Raw genomic sequence first — 23132 nt, 5'->3', positions numbered from 1 at the left:
CCCCTACCCGGTTTCGCCGGTAAAAAAGCACTCTAAAGGTACTTCGATATGTCCGGGGTGACTTTTGCGGAATTCCTTCGGCGTGCAGGAAAAACGGGCTTTGAATACCCGGTTGAAGGTCTGCTGGTTGTGATAGCCGCATTCCAGGGCAATGTCCAGGATGTTGCGGTCTGTGCTCGCGAGCAGATGCTGGGCATGGGAAAGCCGCAGGGAATTTACATAGTCGGTAAAGCTGACGCCGAGCACGTTGGAAAAAATCCGGGAAAGAACAAATTTTCCGGTTCCGAACTGCGCGGCGACAGAGGACAGGGAAATGTCCTCACGGTAATGATTGGCAATATAGGTCAGAATATCTGTGGGAAGCTCTCCGGTGGGGAGCTTCTGATATTCTGTAAGAGTGAGCACTGGCAGCAGACGACAGAGCATCAGGCTGATGAGCGTCCCTGCCAGTGCTGTATTATCTTCTGAAAGATTCATTTCAAACAGGCGCTTCTCTGCGTACAGCACGTCTGCGTGAATCTGCCCTGCGTGAATGAGGGGGGGTAGGGAGCATGTTCATCAGCGGCTTCTGGTGCCAGGGCAGCAGGCGCATATAGCAGTTGATAATAAGAAGCTGCGTCTCTTCGGGACCGGAGAGCGTATGGTAGTCGTGAAGTACATTTGGAAAAATGACAGCCAGCTCGCCGGCGTTGATCCGGTATTTTTCCGTTCCGATCTGCATATCAAGTGTTCCCCGCACAACATGAACCAGCTCGATATACTGGTGAAGGTGGAGCGGATATTGCAGCGGGCTGGTTTCGCAGTAAATATAAAAAGAACCCTCTTTATTTTCGTAAAGCATAATTTTCAACCTCAGCAATAAATGTGTGATATTTTGACAGGAATATTAATTATTCTAACAAAGAACCTGCTATAATGTCAAATACAACAGAATATTTAGACAAAAATTGTGCCATTTAACGAACGAATGGCGGCAGGTGCACATGCTGTAATAGTAAAAAAGTTAAAGCGGTTACAATAATTTTGTGAAAAAAGAAAGGAGCAGATTATGCGGAAAAGCAGTATGAAGATAACAGGCGCAGTTCTTTGCGCAGCTATGTGTATGTCTATGACAGGCGGGGTTTCTGCCGAGGAAACTATTGAAGTGGCATATAATCTTACCACAGAGGACTTTGCGGTCTTTGAACAGATTACAAAAGACTTTACGGAAGAAACGGGCATTGGTGTAACGATTTACAACGGCGGCGACGATTACGAATCCGCCATGAAAACAAGAATGTCCTCCGGCGACCTTCCGGATATGTGGACAACGCACGGCTGGAGCCTGATTCGTTACAGCGAATATATGATGGATCTGAGTGACCAGGAGTGGGTGTCGAACATCGATGAAGGACTGAAGAATGTTATCACAAATGATGACGGCGAGCTGTTTATTCTGCCGATTACACAGGCGGTTACGGCGATCGTTTACAATAAGGATGTTCTGGATGAAGCAGGCGTGGATGCTTCCGCAATCCGTACCTGGGACGATTTTGACGCTGCGCTGCAGGCAGTAGCGGATAATACCGAAGCAACTCCGCTGGAAATCTGCATGGGTGACGGCTATGATTCCTATTCGCTGGAAGATATCTGGCCGACACTGTATACAAACAGCGATCTGGCGGATAACAAGGCGGAGACGCTGCAGGACGGCACCTTTGACTGGGATGCGGACGGAAGAGAGGGCTTCCAGATGTTAGCTGACTGGTACACAAAGGGTTACATGAACGAAGACTATGTAAGCGGTAAGAAAGATGATATCTGCAAAGCAATGGCGAACAATGAAGGCGCATTCACGCTGTATTCCACAGAAATGATTCCGTCTGTGCTTGCCTACAACGAAAATGCGAACCTGGGCATTCTGCCCGTGCCGTCTAAGGAGGCGGATGGAGCTTCTTACTTCGGCACCGGCGAAGGTAACTTCAGCTGCTTCGGTATCTGGAAGGATACAGAGCATGAGGATGCCTGCAAGCAGTTCCTCTCCTATCTGGCAAGACCGGAGGTTGCGGTAAAGATTGTGCAGATTGACGGCGGTATCCCGGCTCTGACAAATATTGAGCTTGATGAAACGGACCAGGCGGCTTACACGACAAACGCGTTCAGAGAGGCGCAGGAACAGTTTGACGGAGACCTTATTTACGACAACTTCTTTGACCGCGAATATCTTCCCAGCGGCATGTGGAGCGTAATGAGTGATGCGGTACAGGTTCTGCTTTCCGACGGCGACCCGGAGGCGGATATGGATGAAGCGGTTATGATGGTAGCGGATAACTACAACGACCTGATGGGAAATTAACGGCAAAAGAAAAGAGGCATGATTGATGCGACAGACTTCGCACTTGGATATGAGTGTCAGGCACCCGTCCAGGTGCGAAGTTTTTTATCGGAGGTGAAAAGGACGCATGACTGCAAAAAGAAAACAAAAGCTGAACTGGTTTTATGTTCCGGCGGTAGTAATTATGCTGGCGTTTATCGCGTATCCTCTGGGAAATTCCATCTACCTTTCTTTTTTCAAATGGAACGGATATTCCCAGAGCAAGGAATTCATCGGCATTTCCAATTATATTGCCATGTTTAAAGATAAGGTATTTCTCTCTTCACTGAGAAATACGCTGATTTATGGATTTGGATGTACCCTTTTACAGCAGGTGATTGGTCTGGCACTGGCAATGTTTCTGAACAGTAAATTTAAGGGAAGAGGCATTATCCGCACGGTTATTTATATGCCGGCAATGGTTTCCGGTCTGGTAATGGGATATATCATGTACTTTTTCTTCCAGTATAACGGAGGTGTGGTAAATGATATTCTGGCATTCCTGGGGATGGAGGGCTATGACTGGCTGGGCAACGGTACTTCCGCCATCGTGGTAATTGTACTTATTAATACGTGGCAGTTTGTGGGAGTCAGCATGGTTATTTACCTGGCAGGTATCCAGGGCGTGTCTCAGTCTTACATTGAGGCGGCGACGGTAGACGGGGCGAGCGCATGGCAGCGCTTCCGCTATATTATTCTGCCGCTTCTTGTTCCGGCGCTCTCGTCTTCTGTAACATATAATCTGATTGGCGGATTGAAGCTCTACGATGTAATTATTGCCCTGACGGACGGCGGTCCTGCCAAAAAGACGCACTCGCTGGCGACCTACATTGCCAACCGGTATTTTGATGCCGAGCGCGCCGGCTATGCGGCAGCGATAGGTGTATTTTCATTTGTCCTGATTATGCTGATCGCGATGTGCGTAAATGCTTATTTCCGCAAGAGGGAGGTGGAGTATTGATGGATAACGGTTCTGAGAGAATGAAATTCCGGAAAAAGGACTGGTGGAAGTATCTGATTAGCCTGTTTCTGTTGTTGATTTACCTTTTCCCGTTTTATATCATCATTAATGTATCCCTGAAGGACTTTGCGGATACGAGCTCCAGAATACAGTTCCCGGATCCGATTTACTGGGGAAACTTTGAAAAGGTTATTTCCGCCGGGGAGATTTTCACCGGTATGAAAAACAGCCTGATTATTACGGTACTGGTGCTGATCGTGGAGATTGTGCTGGGATGTATGGCAGGATATGCGCTGTCCAGAAATCAGTCGAAGGTAAATGAGGTAGTGCGCAGCCTGATTATGTCTGTTATGATGATTACGCCGCTTACTATTCTGGTCGGCATATATTCTACGATGTCGAATCTTCATGCGACTTCGACGTACTGGGGAATGGTGCTGGTGCTTTCGGCGTTCGGACTTCCAATGTCGATTTTTCTGTATACGAATTTTATTTCGTCGATTCCGGTGTCGCTGGATGAAGCTGCCGCCATTGACGGGGCGGGGAACCTGCAGATTTTCTTCAGAATTATTCTGCCCCAGCTGAAGACGGTAACAGTAACCGTGATGATTCTCCAGGGTGTGGGCGTCTGGAACGAGTATACTTATTCATATTATTTCCTGCAGAAGCCGGAAATGCGGACAATTACGCTGGTTATTAAGACCTTCTTTTCCGCGGTGTCGAATGACTATGGAGCCGCCGCAGCTACCGCGGTTATCGGAATGCTGCCGCTGATTGTGGTATATCTGTGCCTGCAGAAATATTTTATCCAGGGGCAGATGGACAGCGCGATTAAGAGCTGATATATTTTTATACGGCAGCATGGAAAGTTACTGCGAATGGAGCAGACAGAAACGTAAGAGAATATCCGGTCTGCTGAGACGGGCGGCATAAAAGGAGAGGAGGGGCTGTATGAAGCTATCGCTGGATGCTCCGGTTTTTGATAAAACCAATCAGATAGCGGACGTTCTGGTTGCGGGATTTCTCTGGCTGGTATGTTCGGTGCCGGTCGTGACGATTGGTCCTGCCAGCGCGGCACTTTACTACACCGTGGTGAAGGTGGTGCGCAGAAAACGCGAAACGGTATGGAAGTCTTTTTTTCATTCTTTTAAAAGCAATCTGAAGCAGGGTATCCTGATGACTCTTCTGTATGGGGGATATGGCGCTCTGATTGCCGTTTATGGGTATCTGGCTTACCTGAAGTATACGGGCGGGGATGGAATGAATCCCTATATGCTTGCAGCGGGCGGAATTGTGCTGGCGTTCCCGTGGCTTCTGACGGTGGTGTGGATTTTTCCGGTAATCTCCAGATTTGAGGCGCGGACCGGCAGGCAGCTTCAGTATGCAGTCTGCATGGCAGTGGGAAATCTGCCTGCCACGCTTGGACTTCTGGCGCTGCTGCTTGTATGCTTTGTGCTGATTTATCTCTGGTCGTTTCTTCTTGTGATTCTGCCGGGCGTGTATGCATTTGTTTCTTCTTTTCTGATAGAGAGGGTCTTCCGGAAATATATGGAGAAGGAACGGGGAAAATATGCGGGAGAGGAAGATTTGCCCTGGTATCTGGAGTAAGTGCAGCTAATATGATGTCAGAACTGCGGGAGCCTGAAACGCGGAGAAATCCGCAGGTATGATAATTGGGGATTTAGACTTCCATATATAAAAATTTAAGAGAGGATGAGAATATGAATAAAAATGATTTTGCTGTGAATCCTCCGATGGGGTGGAACAGCTGGGACTGCTACGGCGCGTCAGTGACTGAGAAGGAGCTGATTCAGAACGCGGATTATATGGCGGAGCATCTGAAAGAATATGGCTGGGAATACATCGTCTGCGATATCCAGTGGTATGAACCGACGGCAGATTCCAGTCACTATCATATATTTGCAGACCTTTGCATGGACGAGTACGGAAGACTGATTCCGGCAGAGAACCGCTTTCCCTCTGCGGCGGGAGGAAAGGGCTTCGGACCAGTCGCAGATTATGTTCACGCAAAAGGGCTGAAATTCGGGATTCATATTATGCGCGGAATTCCCAGACAGGCGGTAGCGCAGAATACACCGGTAAAGGGAACGTCCGTCCGGGCAAGAGATGTGGCGCATCCGGCCTCCATCTGCTGCTGGAATACGGACATGTACGGACTGGATGCCGCAAGATCCGGCGCGCAGGAATATTATGATTCTCTGCTGGAGCTGTACGCTTCCTGGGGTGTTGATTATATCAAGGTGGATGATATATGCGTAAAATACGGGCGTGTCAATGATGAAAGTACGCTGGCATACGGCGGGGATGAAATAGAGATGCTGCGCACAGCGATTGACCGCTGCGGCAGACCGATTGTGCTCAGTCTTTCACCGGGACCGGCTATGGTCAGTCAGGCTGCCCACCTGCGCAAAAATGCCAATATGTGGCGGATTACAAATGATTTCTGGGATAAATGGGAAAATATTATGGAAATGTTCGGACGCTGCAATGACTGGAGCCCGTATGTTTCGGAAGGCTGTTATCCGGACTGCGATATGCTTCCGGTCGGGCATATTTCTATTCGCGGCTGTGAGCACGGTCTGAAAGAGCGGCAGACGAATCTGACGCAGGAAGAGCAGCGGACAATGTTTACGCTGTGGAGCATATTCCGTTCGCCCATGATGCTTGGCTGCGAGCTGACGGATATGGATGAGTGGACGAGGGATCTGGTGACAAACGACAGGGTCCTGCGCCTTCTGCGCACCAGCCGCAATGCCCGCCAGATAGTGAGAACCAGTGATTTTATTGCATGGCAGGCGGAGAGCACGGACGGCGGAAGCTATGTGGCGCTTTTTAATATAGCGGGCTGGGAAAACAGCTTTGCCATTCCGTTTGAGCGGCTGAATCTTTCCGGAGCATATAATGTGACCGACTTGTGGAGCGGAGAAAATCTGGGAATGCAGGAAAAGGCGCTCTGTGCAAAAATCGGCGTCCATGACGCGAAGCTCTATTATCTGGAACAGAAGTGATGAACAGTTAGCAGCCATGTCATGCAGCAGGCCGCCTGTGCAGGCTGTTTGCTGCATGGCGGGTCCTGTTTTGCCGGCAGGTGAGAAAAGGTCCGACAGGACCTTTTCCTGGCTGTTCTGTTACGAATTGCCAGGGACGGTTCTCTTCGTTCACGGGAACCTTTGCAAATTTATTTAAAATCTCCTACAAAAAATCTTAAAAAAAGATAAAAAAGGGCTTGCATTTGCAGGAGAAATATAATATAATAGGTTTCGTTCGGTAGGAAACCGAAAGAAAAGAATAAAAGCGCGATTAGCTCAGTTGGTAGAGCACCTGACTCTTAATCAGGGTGTCCAGGGTTCGAGCCCCTGATCGCGCACTTAAAGTATCGCTTTTGCAGACAAGGAGCTGTGGGGGCGGTGCTTTTCTTTTGCGCGTAAGCAACGAGAAGATTAGATAAGAAAAAAATCCTTGAGAAAACTTGTTTTCAGAAAGGATTTTTTTCTTATCTGTAAGCGGCGACTGCCGCGACCGAGAAGGAGCGAAGCGGATTCGAGGTGCTTCTCGTTGCTGCGGAAACAGGAACACGACTTGGCGTGGCTTTGAGAAAAATGAAGCTGTTTCATTTGGCAGCAATTTGTGTTACACTAAATTTAACTGCAGATATAATGCAATTCCCTGAGAAAGGGAATATTTCATGGAGGGATGCTGATGCTTTTATACCATGCCAGTAAGGAAGTCGTAGAATTTCCCGAAGGCAGGAAAACCAGATATACGAAAGATTTTTCATGGGGATTTTACTGCACAAATAATTGGAAACAGGCTGTACGGTGGGCAAACCGTGGAATAGGAGAACCTGTTATAAATTCTTATTTATATGAACCAGATGACAAACTGTCTGTTTTAGTATTTGAGAAAATGACAGATGAATGGCTGGATTTTATTGCAAGATGCAGAAAAGGAGAAACGCACTCTTACGATATTGTAGAAGGACCAATGGCAAATGATACCGTCTGGAATTATGTGAATGATTTTTTAAGCGGGAAAATAACCAGAAAGCAGTTCTGGGCACTGGCAGAATTTCGTTATCCGACACATCAGATTAGCTTTCATACGTTGTCGGCCCTGGATTGTTTAAAATTTGAAGGGAGTAAGGTTGTTTATGACGACGAAGGAGCAAAATGATTTATTTTATGTGTGTTCATTAATTGAATATATTGCGCGCAAAACAAAAAATAAGAGAAAAGTAATAGTGGACAGGCTGGGGATAGAAGGGATTCATAAACAGTTGTATGATGCGGAAGTAAATCACTGCCTTTCCTTTGAGCAGGTAAGTGACGAATTAATTGAACAGTATAACATTCCGCAGGGAGAATTTGATACCATTTCAAATTGTAAGTATACCATTCCGAGTGAAACAGATATTGGAAGATTATACAGTATTATTATAGAAGATTGTGCAGAGCCGGGGCATGAGGCTGAAGAGCTGCTACAGGTGTTTTCGTCATTCATCAGTGAAAAAATTTCGGATTTTAAAACAGATGTTTATTATCAAAATCCAAGTTATCTGGAATGCTCATATAAAGCGGGATATCTGCTTGACTAGGAAAAAATCCGGCAGCTCAGAGTTTGCGCATGCTTGCATGCAGGCAAACGTATGAGGTGACGGATTTATAGGGCGTGAGCACGGCGCAGGCGAAAGCCCGCGCCCCGTAAATGCGTCTATCAGATAAATGCCGTCCATTCCTTTGGCAGATATTTTTGTGTCGCCCGAATCATGTCTTTTGCAAGCGATTCCGCCTGCGGGCGGGTGACGCGTTTTCCCTTCATATTCGGGTCTTCCATAAAGGCATCCACAATAAGGGAAAGGTCCGGCCGCTCTGCCGCCTGCAGAGCCCGTTCATAATTGCGGATATGCGGCATTGTCAGCTCCTTCAGGGCTTCTGGCATTTCGCCGGCGGCTACCGGGCGGATGCTGTCGCGGTCGAATACGGCGTTTGTCTCCACCACGGTATCTGCGGGAAGGTTTGGTATCTGCAGCCGGGTATTGGGAATATTTACATTTGAGATTACCCGTCCCAGACCGCAGAGCGCCTTAATCAGGAGGATGCCCTCTTCGCCGGTTGGCGTCAGGGCCAGCTTCTCCGCGCCGCTGTACAGACGACGGCTTTTTTCCATACGCTGACGGCAGTCCTCTTTTCTCCAGGAGACCGGGGTCAGCGAAAAACGCCAGCTGGAAACCGTCTCCGGATTCTTCAGATATTCATCGCCCGGCATAAATTCCGCAAGATGCCGGTCACCGGCGGCTGCGATTGCCTCATAGCGCCGGAAGAGGTCAAACTTGACGCGGTGAGTGCAGTTAAAGCTGGAATTCATCCAGTTTGCGACAGAATCCTCAAAGCCTTCTTCGTAATGGCGCCCGGCATAGTCGCCGAAAACCGGAAACAAATCAATTCCGCGGAAAGAAGCATCTGTAAACCAGGTAAAATGATTGATTCCAACAACATTGACATGGATGTCTTCGCGGCGGACATTTTCCACATGCAGTTCTTTTTCCAGAATCCCCTTCAGCAGCTCCTGCGTTCCGAACACCTCATGACAGCAGCCGAACGCCTTAATTTCCGGAAATACATGGTACAGCATACGGACACAGAGGCTCATCGGGTTCGAATAATTGATTACCCAGGCATCCGGGGAGAAGGTCCGGATTGCTTCCGCGATGGTGCGGTACATCGGCAGCGTGCGCAGCGCGCGGATAATGCCGCCCGGTCCGGTAGTGTCGCCCACAGACTGCCAGACGCCGAGACGCTCCGGCATATGTACATCTGATTCCATTTCATCGAAGGTGCCGGGCAGAATAGAAATTACGACAAAATCCGCGCCGGTCAGCGCTTCCTGCAGACTGTCGCAGGTGCGGTACTGCCAGTTTCCGACCACGTCGGGACGCGTGCGCAAATCATTTCCGATTTTCTCATTCTGCAGGGCGCTTTCCCTGTCGATATCATACAGACGTATCTCGCCGGATAGCTGCGCTTCCAGCGCGAGGTCCGTCATAAAGGTTCTCGCCCAGCCGCGGGAGCCTCCGCCGATATAAGCGATTTTTAAATCCTCCATCTTGTTTTCCGATAAATTGTAGTGCATAGAGACCTCCTTTTCCGATGTCAGGAACATTCATAACAGGGCAGCCTGACAAAACGGTTACGAATATTCATATTAATAAAAAAATTATAACAAAAAAATGTGATAACAGATAGGGAAAACTTTTTATGGTTACGGTTGTGCCGGCGGCAGGATGCATGTATAATAAAGTGAGTTCATTTTCGGACAACTCATAGAATTATAAAGACAGAGAGGTTTGTGTATGATGAAGAAGATGATTTCCTGGAATGTAAACGGGCTGCGCGCCTGTGTGCAGAAGGGTTTTTTAGAGTATTTTAAAGAGGCGGATGCAGATATTTTCTGTATCCAGGAGAGCAAACTGCAGGAAGGACAGATTGAGCTGCCGCTGGAGGGGTACCATCAATACTGGAATTATGCGAAAAAGAAGGGCTATTCCGGAACGGCGGTTTTTTCAAAGGAGGAGCCGCTTTCGGTATCATACGGCATCGGTATCGAGGAGCATGACCAGGAGGGGCGTGTGATTACCCTGGAATTTGATACTTATTATCTTGTGACAGTTTATACGCCAAATTCGCAGAACGAGCTGGCGCGCCTGCCCTACCGCATGACTTGGGAGGAGGCGTTCCTGGCATATCTGAAGGGGCTGGAGAAAAACAAGCCGGTGATTTTCTGCGGCGATTTAAACGTTGCCCATAAGGAGATTGATTTGAAAAATCCGAAAACGAACCGCAAAAACGCGGGCTTTACGGATGAGGAGCGCGAGAAGTTTAGTCAGATTCTGGAAAATGGATTTATTGATACGTACCGCTACTTTTATCCGGAGCAGGAGGGCGTCTATTCCTGGTGGTCCTACCGGTTCCGTGCGCGGGAGAAGAACGCAGGATGGCGCATCGATTATTTCTGTGTATCGGAATGCCTGAAGGACCGGCTGGTTGACGCCAGAATCCATACGGAAATCACAGGCTCCGATCATTGCCCGGTAGAGCTGCAGATAGAGGTGTAGGATGTCTGCGGAAAATATTAGGCTAAACGCTGCCGGAAATCCGGACAGACGGGAAGAAGGTCTGCCGGAATACACCGTTATCCGCTCGCGGCGGAAAACGATGTGTCTGCAGGTGAAGGGGGACGGGCAGACGGTGGTGCGGGTACCGCTGCGGATGCCGGAGCGGCAGATAAAAGATTTTGTGCGCAGGCATGAGAGCTGGATACGGCAAAAACAGGAAGCCATGCAGAAAAGAAGCGCCCGCCCCGAAATTACGCAGCAGGAGCGCACGGAAGGAATCGAAGCAGCAAAACAGTATATTCCGCAGCGGGTGGCATATTTTGCGCAGCGCATGGGTGTTACCTATGGGAGAATTACCATCCGGGAGCAGAAAACGCGCTGGGGAAGCTGCAGCGGCAAAGGTAATCTGAATTTTAACTGGAAGCTGATGCGGATGCCGCCGGAAGCGCTGGATTATGTGGTGGTGCACGAGCTGGCGCACCGCAGGGAAATGAACCACTCCGCGCGATTCTGGGCAATCGTGGAAAAGGAGCTGCCGGATTACCGGGAGCGGCGCAGAATGCTGAGGGAGCAATAAGGATATTTTCCGGAGACATGGCGGATTCTGATATTTTTAATAATGGATAATTTTATATTGACGAGAAATGACTATTGTGATAGTATAAAAATACAAATTAACTATTGCAATAGTCATTTTTGCTTACGGGAGGTATACATGGTAAAATTATTCGATTCAGAATTAAAAATTATGGAAGTGCTCTGGCGGGAGGGGGATTTGCCGGCAGCGAAGATTGCAGCAATTTTGCAGGAGGAAACAGGATGGAATCGTAATACGACGTATACGGTAATCAAAAAGTGTATAGAAAAGGGGGCAGTGGAACGCTACAATCCTAAATTTATGTGCCATGCGCTGGTGAGCAGGCAGGAAGTACAGAGTCACGAAACAGAGGAGTTGATTGATAAAATGTTCAACGGCTCAAAGAAGCAGTTTTTTGCCGCATTTTTGTCGGGAGCATCATTGTCGGACGAGGAAATTACGCAGTTAAAGGAAATGGTAGAAAAGCTGAAATGAGGTGAAATGAATGACGCTGCTGGCTATGAATGTATCGGCGGGGATTTTGATTTTATTTATACTGATAGTACGGGGGTTATTTATACATCATCTTCCGAAGTGGCTGTTTGTTATGCTCTGGGGAGTTGTGATTCTGCGGCTGGTCATACCGGTCAGTGTCCCGGTAAAGGTGAATGTTCCGCATCCATATCCATTCCAGGAACAGGTATGGGACAAAACCGAAGAGGGGATAGCAGGAGATGAAACTGATGCAGGAATCTATGCGGCTGCTGAAGAAGGTCTGAGGGATTCTGCGAACCTTATACAGGTATCTGGAGCGAGTGCTGGTATGGAAATGCGGGAACAGGAATATGCACCGGCATCTGCCATTAATCGAAAAATTTCCGGGCAGCCTGTTTTGCCGTTGCTGTGGATTCTGGGTATGGTAATCTGTATGGCAGTTGCAGGCTGTGGCTATTTTCGTGAGAGCCGTATGCTGAGACAGGCTCTTCCGGTTTCAAAAAGAGAACGGGCGCGGATAAGAGCGGGATGTATTGACAGTAAGGTTCCGGTTCTGGTGTTTGACCAAATCGCTACGCCCCTTACTGCCGGTATCTGGAAATCCAGGATTATTTTGCCGAAATCATTACTGCAGGCAGACAGTGAGCAGATATCATGTGTGATGTTGCATGAACTTGTACATATCCGGCGGCATGATAATCTGCGGAAGCTTTTCTGTCTTATAATCTGCTGTGTGCACTGGTTTAATCCGCTTGTGTGGGTGATGTACCTGTTTTTTGACAGGGATATGGAATTGTCCTGTGATGAGGCGGTGGTGAGATTTCTGGGAACAGAAAAGAGACAGAATTATGCACTTGCATTAATATCGCAGGCGGAAAGCTGCAGACGAACGTCGTTGTTTTGCAGCGGTTTCGGGAAAAATGCTGTACAGGAAAGAATTGTGTCTATTATGAGATATAAAAAAGCAAGGACACAGGGGCTTTTATGTGCAGTCTGCATTTTGATGATGTCGGTCATGGCATTTGCAAAAGCTGTTCCGGAAAGCAGCGGAGAAGACGGAAAACCGGCTGCAGGTGCGGCGCAGACAGAGCGTATAAATAAAGCGCCGGAAACAGAAAGCATGGCAGCGGCGGCAGGTCTGGAAAGTCTGCGGAAGAAAAATGATAACAGTATGCCGGGGAATACGGAACCTGAGCAGACAGATTCTGCGGATATGGCTTTTAGGCGGATGTATGCGGCGGCAGAAGTAAATTTACGTGCGGGAGCCGATGCAGACGCTGAAATTCTGACGGTAATCGGTACCGGAGAACAGGTTGAGATAACAGGAGCAGAAACAAATGGCTGGATACCGGTACGTTTCCGGGGAATCAGCGGCTACAGCAGTCCGGATTATCTGACGGAGGAAAGAATAGAGACTCCAGAGACAGAAGCGAATGATCCTGCGGTAATGGAAACAGGAGAAAATACGGGCGCAAACGGTGCGGCGGGAAATGCAGCTGTGCCGGGGAACACAGGTACGGTGGGCAGTATGAATACGCCAGATAATGCGGGCACGGCGGGAAATACAGGGACAGAAGACGGAGCCGGGATGACGGATGGCACGGGAGAATCGGAATCATATCTGGCGTCATTTGCGTCAGACGCGATAAAACAACAGTCGCAAATGTTTCAGAGTGATGGTGTTTACGAAAGTAAAAGTGCTCCGGTAAATTACGCACATGGAACGATTACCTGGAGGGATGGAAATAATTTTGGTCTTCAGACGGCGGACGGAACGGAGGTGGCGCTGAATTTTGCGCCCAGTAAATTGCCGGAGGTGTATGTTGAGGCACTTCAGCCGGGGCTGGAAGCAGACGTGATTTTTAATCCTGCACTTGGGGATGTGGAATTGATCGCGTTATATTAGAAGGCGGGATGATATCGATGCGTATTGCCCGCGATAAAGGCTTTGATTCTGCGGATGGCGGAAAAATATTGGGGAAGAAAATCTATAAGGAAGGATGCGAAAAGATGGAGAAAAAAACTGGAAGAAGGATATATTTTGGTCTGGGGTCTGCGATGCTGGCAGCGGCGCTGGCGGGGCAGTGCGCAGCAGCGGAGAATATCTGGGACTGTGTGGAAACGACGGACGCACAGGGAAGAAGCGTGCTGCAGTTTGAGGAAGTAGCGGTTACGATTCCGGCTGACTGGAATGGACTCTATGAATATGAAGAGGATGGCGACGGGGTGACATTTTACCAGATAGCGTCACGGGAAAAAGGAAGAGAAGACGGATACGATTATATGGGAAATATTTTCCGGCTGAACTGCAGCGAAAATTATGATTTTATGGATTATCTGCCGAATTACAAGCTGCTTGGAAGCGGGGAGCATGGAGTATATTATGTGACGCAGCCGACGGACCTGAGGGCATATGAAAGCGATGCTGCTATATTGGAAGAGTATAGAAATCTTCAGGATGATATGGAGTGGATAATTGATAACACGGTGATTTCATCGCCCGGTGAAGGCGCGATAGATGAGGACAGCTTCGCAGAGGATATGGGGAGTATTGCGGAGGATGCATATATTCTGGAAAACAGCTTTCTTGGGAAGCTGACAGCCGCAGACCTTGACGGAATGAATAACACTCAGCTTCAGATGGCAATAAATGAGATTTATGCGAGACATCACAGAAAGTTTGAAACGCAGAGTATACAGGACTATTTTAATCAGAAGAGCTGGTACAGCGGTACAGTGGAAGCTGCCGATTTTAATCCGGGTGTGCTGAGCCAGACCGAGCAGGAGAATATTGCGTTTATTCTTTCCAGCATGAGCGGGGAGCAGGAAACGGGTACAGCGTCGGCGGGGCAGACATTGAAAAAAATGTATGCGACTACCGGGGTAAATCTCCGCGACCAGGCGTCTGTGGAGGGAAAGATTTTGGCGGTTGTATTAAGCGGAGCGGGCGTGGAAATTACCGGACAGATGACAAATGGCTGGATGCCGGTGCGCTACCAGGGCGTGAACGGTTACATCAGTGCGGAATATCTGAGCGACTGGCAGTATGCACCAGGCGATACGGACTGGACGGAACAGGATCCGGAGGATAATACCGGGGAAACGGAATCTTATCTGGAATCGCTTGGCAGTCCCGGTGCAAAAGTGGAAAAGGAAGGCGGGATGTTTGATTCGGATGGAATTATATTTGGCAAGAACAATGATATGGGATACGTTCATGGAACGGTTACCTGGCGGGATGGAAATAATTTTGGACTCCGGACCGCTGATGGAACAGAGATTTCACTGAATTTTGTGACCAGTAAAATCCAGGAAGAATATGTAGATGCCCTGCAGCCGGGAGTGGAGGCGGATATTGTTTATAACCCGGCAATCAATGAAGTAGAAGTAATGACGCTGTATTAAGGCCAGGGAAAAAGGCTCAAATCCACTTGAGATTTCTCAATGAGTGGATGCAGGAAATTGAAACCCGCCCCGCGGGGATACGCACGAAAATGCAGAAAGAATATGTTGCTTGCGCGGTGCTGATTTTCGAGGGGCGGGTTTCTTTTTTACAGCGCCAGGTATTACAAAGAGCGTGTATATACCGAAGCGTTATCTGTTTTGCAGCAGCTTCTGCAGCTCGGCAATCTGCCTGTCTTTCTGCGCAAGCTGCAGGTTCTGGGCTTCAAGCTGCAGGTTCTGGGCTTCCAGTTGTTGATTCGTCTGTTCCAGTTGCAGGTTCTGGGCTTCAAGCTGCTGATTCTGGGCTTCTAATTGCTGATTCGTCTGTTCCAGTTGCTGCTCCTGTTGGGAAAGCTCCTGCCCTTTCTGGATCAGTTGCTGATTTATCTGTTCCAGTTGCTGCTTCTGCTGTTCCAGCAGTACCTTTTTCCGGTCGATGTTGTCCTGCATTTCGTCAATCATATACTGCACGGTGTTGCGGTCGAGTTCGCGTAATTCTTCAGAAAATAGTCCCATAACATCCTCCATATTCCGGCACATATCGTAGATGTGCGCATACAGTGGCCTGAATTCCGGGTAAGTTTCCAGAAGCCTGCTGATTTCTTCGGGGTCATCCATACTCAGAAATACAAGCCATGCCTCCAGTTTGCTTTGTATGTCTTTATTTTGATGGATTTTCCGGAAGATGTCAAGCGGAATAAACAGATATTGCTGCAGCAGGTTAAGCTTTAAACCGGTATCGGATTTCTGGGTAAAGCGATGCAGGAAAATATCGGGGTACCGATGAAATTCAGCCGGGCTTTTTTCAAAAAATACAATCGTGAAAACATCACGGATATCCCGGTAGCTGAAGGCTTTCTGCTTCTGGCTGCGCACGCGTCTGTACTGGCGCAGCAGCAGGTCTGCTGAATAGCAGGCGCTGCGCTCGCCGGGAAAGGCATAGCCGATTTTCTGCACTTCAATATTGACGACACTGCCGTCTTCCAGTTCCGCCACAATATCTGTGACCAGAAGGGATGACTCATCCGCTATGCGTGTGGTATCATTCGGCAGCACGCGCAGGATTTTGATTTTTTGCTCCAGCAGGCAGGAAAGCAGGTCCTCCAGACGTTCCGGGGCGCTTTCCGGATTCATGATTTCCTTGAACATAAAATCGTACAGAACTTTTACACCGCGTGCGCCGGTAATAAAGTCCAGAAATTCTTCCTGCTGTTCCTTTTTCCATGATGCGAAGAGATTCTGCAGGTCGCTTCTGCCGGTTATTTCGGACAGCGCCTCTTCTCTTGTTCTCAGCATCGGAAAATACATTGCTAATTTGTTGTTCATAGACGATTCCTCCTTATTCTATATTCAGTGGCTATGCAGCTGCGCATAGGAAAGCCCGTTATTAAATCTGATGGTTATTTTAAAAGCAGCTTCTGGCTGTGCCGGATGACCGGGGAGCGCGGGGCATGTCCGGTACGGGCAAAAGCGGGGTATTTAATTGTCAGTTCGGAAGATACTTCAGAGGAGAAGTCCGAAAAGAATGCTGGTGGATGAAATGCAAAAAGATAATAACATAAAACAAATAGAAAGTCAATAATGCGAATAAAGTTTATATGTAAAATATTAAACACATCATTTTATATATAAAATAGCCGCAAAGCATAAGAAGCATAGTAACAGGGAAGGAATAACAGGTAAAACTGCGTTGACCTGAGAAGCCGGTTAATCTGGCTGACACTTTGTCAGTTTTTTCCTACCTCACCATCTTCCGGTATGCCAGCGGGCTCATTCCCCGGATTTCGCGGAATATCCGGTTGAAGCTGCGCTGGCTGGAAAAGCCTGCCTCCGCCCAGATAACGGTGAGCGATTTATCGGAATGCTGCATGGCGTTGCACGCGTAATCCACCCGCAGGTGTCCGAGATACTGTGGAAAGCTGATGTGAAGCTTATCGGAGAAGATGTGTGAAAGATAATATTTATTTACGTGGAGCGCCTTTGCCAGGGAATCCAGCGACAGGGGCTCCTGGAAATGCTCCGCCATATAGCGGATGAGCTGGTAGGTGAGGTCCTCATTTTCTGGCTGTTTTTTCTCGATGAGTTCCAGCCGCGGCAGGAGGTGTCCGAGAATAATCTGTATCCATGCGGCGGCAAGCGCCGGGTTTTCTTCCATGTTCATATCATCCAGGCGGCAGACGGCGAGTGCGATATCCGGGGAGACCTGGCCCGCCGGCAGATACGGGCAGGCGGGACGGAATTTCTGCAGCAGGTACTGGAAAGAAGCGGCGACGCCGGCGTCAAAAATCAGCAGCCATATGCGGTTATCTGAAGAAGCGTGATAGCTGTGTACCTGTCCGGGAAAAATGAGCGCGCAGTCGCCCTGCTTCATATCGTAAGAGGCGGCTCCGACGGACACAGTCGTCTCACCCGCCTGCACATACAAAAATTCCGTGTGGGCATGCAGATGCTCCGGAAAAGAAAGCGTATTTAAGACGGCGGTGCGCAGAGTCTGATGCTGCTGTTCGTAAAACGGATTCATGATGGCCTCCTCTTTTTTGGACAGCAATATCTGGCTAAAAATATTGCTGTTTTGACTATCATTATACGCAGTGCCATGTTAAGATGCAAGTATAAAAAAGAAGATGCCGGCTGTTTCCGCAGACGGCAGCCGGACGGAGCACCGGTCATCAAAAGAAAAGGGGGAATTACGGACATGAAGTATTATGTTTCAGCAACGGCAGCAAGAAATGGCGACGGCTCAAAGGAAAAGCCGTTTCAGACCATCACGCAGGCGGCAAAGCTTGCCGTGGCGGGCGACGAGGTAATCGTGGCGCCGGGCGTATATCGTGAGTACGTGAATCCGGTGAATGCGGGAACCGAAGAGGCGCCGATTGTATACCGTTCCGAGGAGATTGGAAAAGCAGTGATTACCGGCGCGGAGGAAGTGAAGGATTGGGCAAATTATGAGGGCGACGTCTGGACGGCGCGGATTCCGAACGGCATTTTCGGCAGCTACAACCCGTACACGGTTCTGGTAAAGGGCGACTGGTACAACACAGACATCAAGCCGGTACATACCGGGGAGGTTTATTTAAACGGAAAGGCAATGTACGAGGCAGTTACGCTGGATAAGGTGCTGCATCCGGCGGTGGACAACTCCTCCTGGGATCCGGAGGGGACCGTATACACCTGGTATACTGAGCAGGACGGCGATACGACCGTGATTTACGCAAACTTCCAGGGCGCGGATCCGACGAGGGAAAACGTGGAGATCAATGTGCGCAGAAACTGCTTCTACCCGGATAAGACCGGCGTGAATTATATTACACTTTCCGGTTTTGTAGTAAAGCAGGCGGCTACGCAGTGGGCGCCGCCGACGGCATACCAGGAGGGCATGGTAGGACCGCACTGGTCGAAGGGCTGGATTATCGAAGACTGCGAGATTTCCGATTCCAGATGCTCCGGTATTTCGCTCGGAAAATATCTGCAGCCGAACAACGAAAACAAGTGGACGACAAAATACTACAAGGACGGCACCCAGACGGAGAGAGACGCTATCTGCCAGGCGCAGATTGAGGGCTGGACGAAGGAGAATATCGGTCATCACATTGTGCGCCGCTGCAACATCCACGACTGCGGACAGACCGGCATTGTCGGACATCTTGGCGGCGTGTTCTCCATCATTGAGGACAACCACATTCATCATATTAATAATAAGCAGGACCTTGCGGGTGCGGAGATCGGCGGCATCAAAATGCACGCGGCAATCGACGTGATCTATCGGAGAAACCATATCCATCACTGCACGCGCGGTCTGTGGCTGGACTGGCAGGCGCAGGGCACCCGTGTGACGCAGAACCTGTTTCACGACAATGTGCCGCCGAAGGGAACAAAGATTACGAATTCCCTGTCCCTGGCGGAGGATATTTTCATCGAGGTTTCGCACGGTCCGACACTGGTGGACAACAATCTGCTGCTGTCGAACTGCTCCTGCCGTATCAGCACGCAGGGAACGGCGATGGTGCACAATCTGATTGCCGGTTCCTTTACCTGGGTGGGCGACGGAACGGACAACGGCGCAGGCGTGCTGCCGTCCAACCGTTATACGCCGTACCATGTGCCGCACAGAACGGAAGTGGCGGGCTTTATGACCATTCTGCACGGCGACGCGCGTTTCTATAACAATATTTTTGTGCAGCAGCCGGTGCGTGAGGACCTGCTTGCTTATGTGAAGAGCACGGGCGAGGAGAAGCAGTTCAACTTTGTGTGCGGAACGAAGCCATATGACGGCTATCCGACGGAGGAGGCATACCGCGCGCAGTTTACGCCGCAGTCGATTGTCGCCCACGGACATAAGGATTTCTATTATGACCATATGCCGGTCTATACGGGCGGAAATGTGTACTTCAATGGAGCGCAGCCCTGCGACACGGAGGAAAACTACCGGGAAGACAGGGAGCATACGGTAAGCTGGAAGCTCACGGAAGAGGACGGCAAGGTGATGCTGGAGACAAACCTTTACGAGCTTCTGCCGGAATTTGAGACGCCGTTTGTTTCCACGGAGGTTCTCGGAGAAGCCTTCGAGCCGGAGCAGAAATTTGAAAATCCGGACGGCACGCCGATTTTCTTTGACAGCGACTACAACGGTGCGCACCGCAGGCTCCATCCGCTGGCAGGACCATTCGAGAGCAGAAAGAACGTGCAGCAGGTCTTCTGATACGGACAGACGGAACGCGAAGCAGGTTTTCTGATACGGACAGACGGAACGTGCAGGGGTATTCTGATACGGAAAGAAAGAGCATACAGCAGATTTTTTAAGGGATTCGTCATACTGCAGGAGCGTGGGGCGGATAAATCTTTAAAAATGTGCAAAATATATAAAAAAGTGGGTTTCGATTCGTCAAAACCCACTTTTTTATATAATCTGGATAGTTTATTTAATGGAAAATGCATATTTGTAATGATAAGATTTTTACATCAAAACACAAATAGGAGGGATAAGCAAATGAAAAAAAGACTTATCAGTGCGTTGCTTGGGACGGCGCTTGCAGCGACAACCGTATGCGGTATGAGTGCATCGGCGGAGGAGATCACCTTCTGGAATGTACAGGCAGAGGGCTATGATCTGGAAATCATCAACGAGGCGGTTGAGAAATTCAACTCTACTACAGAGAGCGGCTATACGGTTGTCAATGTACCGACGCAGAACGACGCATACAAAGAGAAGCTGGTTATCGCCATGAGCTCCGGAGAGTGCCCGGATATGTATTCCCACTGGTCGGGCGGTCCGATGATTGAGTACATCGAATCGGGATTTGCACAGGATATTACCGAGCAGTTTAACAGCACGGACCTTCCGGAAAGGCTGATGCCGGCGTCTATTTCGCAGGCTACCTACAACGACAAGATCTATGCGGTTCCGTATAATGACATTTCCATTTCCGGAATCTACTACAACAAGACGATTTTCGCAGACCTCGGACTGGAGGTGCCGACGACCATCGGAGAGCTGGAAGCGGTCTGTGACACACTGGTAGAAAACGGCATTGTTCCGTTTGCGCTGGCGAACTCCACAAAGTGGACCGGTTCCATGTATTTCATGAACCTTGCGACACGCTACGGCGGGCTGGAACCGTTTGAGAAAGCGGTTGCAGGAGAAGGCTCCTTTGAGGACGAGTGCTTCATCTGGGCAGGCGAGAAGATTCAGGAATGGGTACAGAAGGGCTACTTCCCGGAGGGCGTAAACGCGCTGAGCGAGGACGACGGACAGGCAAGACAGCTTCTGTACACAGGCGAGGCGGCGATGACCTGCATCGGTTCCTGGTATACACAGACAATTAAGTCTGACAGCGAAGAATTCTTTGATGAAAACATCGGCTGGTTCAAGTTCCCGGCATATGAGGGCGCACCGGATGTGGACGATTCCATTATCGTTGGTACGGTTGGCGATAACTTTATCTCCTTCAACTGCGAAGGCGAAAAACTTGACGCGGCAATCGAATTTGCTTCCCTGCTGGTAGGCGATGAGATGGTGGAATTTGCGGCGGAGCGCGGCAGAATGAAACCGGTAAATGGTGTTGAGAAAAATGCGACGGAGCCGGTAACGCAGGCAATCATGGAAGCAGTAAGCAATGCATCTTCCATCCAGCTCTGGTATGACCAATATCTTCCGCCCGCAGTTGCAAACGCACACCTGGATGGTCTGCAGGAGGTATTTGGTCTGACAAAGACACCGGCAGAGGCGCAGGCAATGATGCAGGAGGCTATGGAGGCTTACAACGCGGAAAGCTAAATAATCACCGCAAAAAAATTGGCTATTATCACTCTCTAGGAAAAACAGGATATCTGCAGCGGGTATCCTGTTTTTTAAAAAAACCGGCGGGAGCCGCCGGTAATGAAGGAGGTTCCTTATGAATAAAAATTCATTACTTGTACAGAAGCAGAGAGAGACGAACCGGGTAGCGGCAATCTTTCTGGCTCCGGTGCTGATTGTTCTGGCAGTTTTCGTGTTTTATCCGATTATCAATACCTTCCAGACCAGCCTCTATAAATGGAACGGTATTTCTTCGGACCAGACCTTTATCGGGCTGTCCAACTGGGCAACGCTGATCAGGGACGGAAATTTCTGGTACGCGTTCAGAAATAACATTATTATCATGATACTTTCCATCTGTATCCAGATTCCGCTCGGTCTGGCGATGGCAACCTTCCTGGATTTTGTCGGGAAGAAGGGAAATATCTTTAAGGTCATCTGGTTTATCCCGATGCTGATTTCCTCCGTGGCAATCGGCTTTCTGTTTACCTATGCGCTGGCAACCAAGGGCGGCATTGTAAGCGCGATTTCCAATTTCTTCGGCGGAGGAAATATTGACCTTCTGGGTAATCCGGACACGGCGCTCTACACGATTATCGCCATTATCGCATGGCAGTTCACGCCGTTTTACATGGTATATTCGATGGCGGGCTTCACGAATATTTCTACGGATGTATTTGAGGCGGCGCGAATCGACGGGGCGACACGCGGCCAGTATTTCTGGAAGATTGCCCTGCCGCTTCTGATGCCGACTCTGAAAAATGCGGCGATTATGTCTATGGTAGGTTCTCTGAAGTATTTCGATTTGATTTATGTTATGACAAACGGCGGTCCGGGACGCTCTACCGAGCTGATGGCGACCTACATGTACAAGCTGTCGTTCTCGGAATTTAACATGGGCTACGGCTCCACAGTGGCGGCAGGTATGTTTATTTTAATTACGGCAATCGCGCTTGTCACCATGCGGCTGATTAACGGAAAGGAGGAAGCATAAATGGACAGATACAAAAAAAGTAAAATCAAAAGCAGGATAAGCTGGACCATCGCCATTATTCTGGCGATAGCGATGGCGGTCGTATCCATCACACCGTTTATCTTCATGGTGCTGAACTCCTTCAAGGAAAAGTTTGAAATGCTGACAAAGGGCGTTTTCACACTGCCCGACAGCTTTTATATTGACAACTATGTCGAGGTAATCACCGGCAATTTCGGAAGATTTTTTATAAACAGTGTGATCGTGCTGGCGGTTTCGCTTACGCTGCTCCTTCTTGTGGCGGCGTGCGCATCCTATCCGCTTTCCCGCTTTAAGTTTAAGCTGAACGGACCGATTTACGCGCTGATTGTTGCCTGTATGTCGATTCCGGTTCACGTAACCCTGATTCCGATTTTCAAGATGACCCGTTCGATGGGACTGTACGATTCCATCTGGGCGCTGATTGGACCGTACGTGGCGATGGGCGTGCCGATTTCCGTATTTATCCTCACCGGCTTTATGAAGGGTATCCCGAAGGAGATTGAAGAGTCGGCGGAGATTGACGGCTGCAACAAAATCCAGATGTTTTTTAAGATGATTCTGCCGCTCTCCAAGCCGGGCTTATCTACGCTGGCAATTTACAACGGTGTAAATATGTGGAATGAATTCAGCTTTGCCTATACGCTGACACAGTCCGCGGAAAACCGCACGCTGCCGCTGGCGGTCTGGGAATTCCGCGGAAGATATTCCATGAATACGCCGATGATTATGGCGGTTCTGGTGCTGACGCTGCTGCCGATGCTGATTCTGTTTATCTTTGCGCAGGATAAGCTGATTAAGGGTATGACGGCAGGCGCGGTAAAGGGTTGATGAAATTTCCGATTTGCGGTAAAGTAGAAGCA

General features: G+C 49.1%; 21 protein-coding genes and 1 tRNA gene. 17 read left to right on the top strand and 5 right to left on the bottom strand.

Annotated elements, in window-relative coordinates; all coding sequences use genetic code 11:
* Positions 1–3: 3 nt before the first annotated feature.
* The gene (locus NQ534_RS08835; RefSeq protein WP_143115741.1) at positions 4–477 is read right to left on the bottom strand and encodes a helix-turn-helix transcriptional regulator; all 474 of its coding nucleotides are present in this window, start codon (positions 475–477) and stop codon (positions 4–6) included.
* A 1-nt stretch (position 478) separates the two neighbouring features.
* Complete coding sequence (locus tag NQ534_RS08830) at positions 479–841, bottom strand: cupin domain-containing protein (RefSeq protein ID WP_006860565.1); 363 nt, start codon at positions 839–841, stop codon at positions 479–481.
* Between the two features lie 207 nt (positions 842–1048).
* On the opposite strand from NQ534_RS08830, the gene NQ534_RS08825 reads away from it, so the two are divergent.
* The 8 genes from NQ534_RS08825 (at position 1049) to NQ534_RS08790 (ending at position 7929) form a co-directional block, all read left to right on the top strand.
* Positions 1049–2335 carry an ABC transporter substrate-binding protein gene (locus tag NQ534_RS08825; protein WP_006860566.1) on the top strand — a complete coding sequence of 429 codons (1287 nt, stop codon included), beginning with the start codon at positions 1049–1051 and terminating at the stop codon, positions 2333–2335.
* 106 nt (positions 2336–2441) lie between these two features.
* Entirely contained in the window at positions 2442–3314 is an 873-nt protein-coding gene (locus tag NQ534_RS08820) for a carbohydrate ABC transporter permease (protein WP_006860567.1), read from the top strand.
* On the top strand, positions 3314–4156 hold the full coding sequence (locus NQ534_RS08815) for a carbohydrate ABC transporter permease (RefSeq protein WP_006860568.1): 843 nt from the start codon (positions 3314–3316) through the stop codon (positions 4154–4156). Before NQ534_RS08820 ends, NQ534_RS08815 begins: the two co-directional genes overlap by 1 nt.
* A gap of 109 nt (positions 4157–4265) precedes the next feature.
* A complete protein-coding gene (locus NQ534_RS08810) occupies positions 4266–4922 on the top strand; it encodes a YesL family protein (RefSeq protein WP_006860569.1) in 657 nt (218 codons plus the stop codon).
* Positions 4923–5035: 113 nt separating this feature from the next.
* Positions 5036–6343, top strand: a complete 1308-nt coding sequence (locus tag NQ534_RS08805; protein WP_006860570.1) for a glycoside hydrolase family 27 protein — start codon at positions 5036–5038, stop codon at positions 6341–6343.
* 286 nt (positions 6344–6629) lie between these two features.
* Positions 6630–6702 (top strand) — tRNA-Lys (locus NQ534_RS08800).
* 332 nt (positions 6703–7034) lie between these two features.
* A complete protein-coding gene (locus NQ534_RS08795) occupies positions 7035–7508 on the top strand; it encodes a DUF3990 domain-containing protein (RefSeq protein WP_143115742.1) in 474 nt (157 codons plus the stop codon).
* Positions 7486–7929 carry a hypothetical protein gene (locus NQ534_RS08790; RefSeq protein ID WP_006860574.1) on the top strand — a complete coding sequence of 148 codons (444 nt, stop codon included), beginning with the start codon at positions 7486–7488 and terminating at the stop codon, positions 7927–7929. The genes NQ534_RS08795 and NQ534_RS08790 overlap by 23 nt, the downstream gene beginning before the upstream one ends.
* A gap of 119 nt (positions 7930–8048) precedes the next feature.
* On the opposite strand, the gene NQ534_RS08785 is transcribed toward NQ534_RS08790, so the two are convergent.
* Positions 8049–9464 (bottom strand): family 4 glycosyl hydrolase, encoded by a 1416-nt coding sequence (locus NQ534_RS08785; RefSeq protein ID WP_040781979.1) that lies wholly within the window; start codon positions 9462–9464, stop codon positions 8049–8051.
* Between the two features lie 223 nt (positions 9465–9687).
* On the opposite strand from NQ534_RS08785, the gene NQ534_RS08780 reads away from it, so the two are divergent.
* From NQ534_RS08780 to NQ534_RS08760, 5 genes are all read left to right on the top strand, one after another.
* A complete protein-coding gene (locus NQ534_RS08780; protein ID WP_040782092.1) occupies positions 9688–10446 on the top strand; it encodes an exodeoxyribonuclease III in 759 nt (252 codons plus the stop codon).
* A 1-nt stretch (position 10447) separates the two neighbouring features.
* Positions 10448–11023: a M48 family metallopeptidase gene (locus NQ534_RS08775; RefSeq protein WP_006860577.1), complete on the top strand. Its 576-nt coding sequence runs from the start codon at positions 10448–10450 to the stop codon at positions 11021–11023.
* A 138-nt stretch (positions 11024–11161) separates the two neighbouring features.
* The gene (locus NQ534_RS08770; protein WP_006860578.1) at positions 11162–11518 is read left to right on the top strand and encodes a BlaI/MecI/CopY family transcriptional regulator; all 357 of its coding nucleotides are present in this window, start codon (positions 11162–11164) and stop codon (positions 11516–11518) included.
* Between the two features lie 10 nt (positions 11519–11528).
* The gene (locus tag NQ534_RS08765; protein ID WP_006860579.1) at positions 11529–13424 is read left to right on the top strand and encodes a M56 family metallopeptidase; all 1896 of its coding nucleotides are present in this window, start codon (positions 11529–11531) and stop codon (positions 13422–13424) included.
* 8 nt (positions 13425–13432) lie between these two features.
* Positions 13433–14923 (top strand): YARHG domain-containing protein, encoded by a 1491-nt coding sequence (locus NQ534_RS08760; protein ID WP_006860580.1) that lies wholly within the window; start codon positions 13433–13435, stop codon positions 14921–14923.
* 189 nt (positions 14924–15112) lie between these two features.
* Here NQ534_RS08760 and NQ534_RS08755 read toward each other — a convergent pair whose 3' ends face one another.
* Together NQ534_RS08755 and NQ534_RS08750 are read right to left on the bottom strand one after the other, a co-directional pair.
* Entirely contained in the window at positions 15113–16288 is a 1176-nt protein-coding gene (locus NQ534_RS08755; RefSeq protein WP_006860581.1) for a PD-(D/E)XK nuclease family transposase, read from the bottom strand.
* A gap of 412 nt (positions 16289–16700) precedes the next feature.
* Positions 16701–17483: an AraC family transcriptional regulator gene (locus NQ534_RS08750; RefSeq protein WP_006860585.1), complete on the bottom strand. Its 783-nt coding sequence runs from the start codon at positions 17481–17483 to the stop codon at positions 16701–16703.
* A gap of 174 nt (positions 17484–17657) precedes the next feature.
* Here NQ534_RS08750 and NQ534_RS08745 point away from each other — a divergent pair, with 174 nt between their 5' ends.
* The 4 genes from NQ534_RS08745 (at position 17658) to NQ534_RS08730 (ending at position 23100) form a co-directional block, all read left to right on the top strand.
* Entirely contained in the window at positions 17658–19661 is a 2004-nt protein-coding gene (locus NQ534_RS08745) for a right-handed parallel beta-helix repeat-containing protein (protein WP_040782101.1), read from the top strand.
* A 288-nt stretch (positions 19662–19949) separates the two neighbouring features.
* A complete protein-coding gene (locus NQ534_RS08740; protein ID WP_040781985.1) occupies positions 19950–21236 on the top strand; it encodes an extracellular solute-binding protein in 1287 nt (428 codons plus the stop codon).
* A gap of 118 nt (positions 21237–21354) precedes the next feature.
* Positions 21355–22251: a carbohydrate ABC transporter permease gene (locus tag NQ534_RS08735; protein WP_006860587.1), complete on the top strand. Its 897-nt coding sequence runs from the start codon at positions 21355–21357 to the stop codon at positions 22249–22251.
* Complete coding sequence (locus tag NQ534_RS08730) at positions 22252–23100, top strand: carbohydrate ABC transporter permease (protein WP_006860588.1); 849 nt, start codon at positions 22252–22254, stop codon at positions 23098–23100.
* The last annotated feature ends 32 nt before the right edge of the window (positions 23101–23132 follow it).

The organism is Marvinbryantia formatexigens DSM 14469 (genome assembly GCF_025148285.1).
Classification (GTDB): Bacteria; Bacillota; Clostridia; order Lachnospirales; family Lachnospiraceae; genus Marvinbryantia; species Marvinbryantia formatexigens.
The sequence above is the reverse complement of the archived record's forward strand: the minus strand, read 5'-3'. Positions and strand labels throughout refer to the sequence as shown.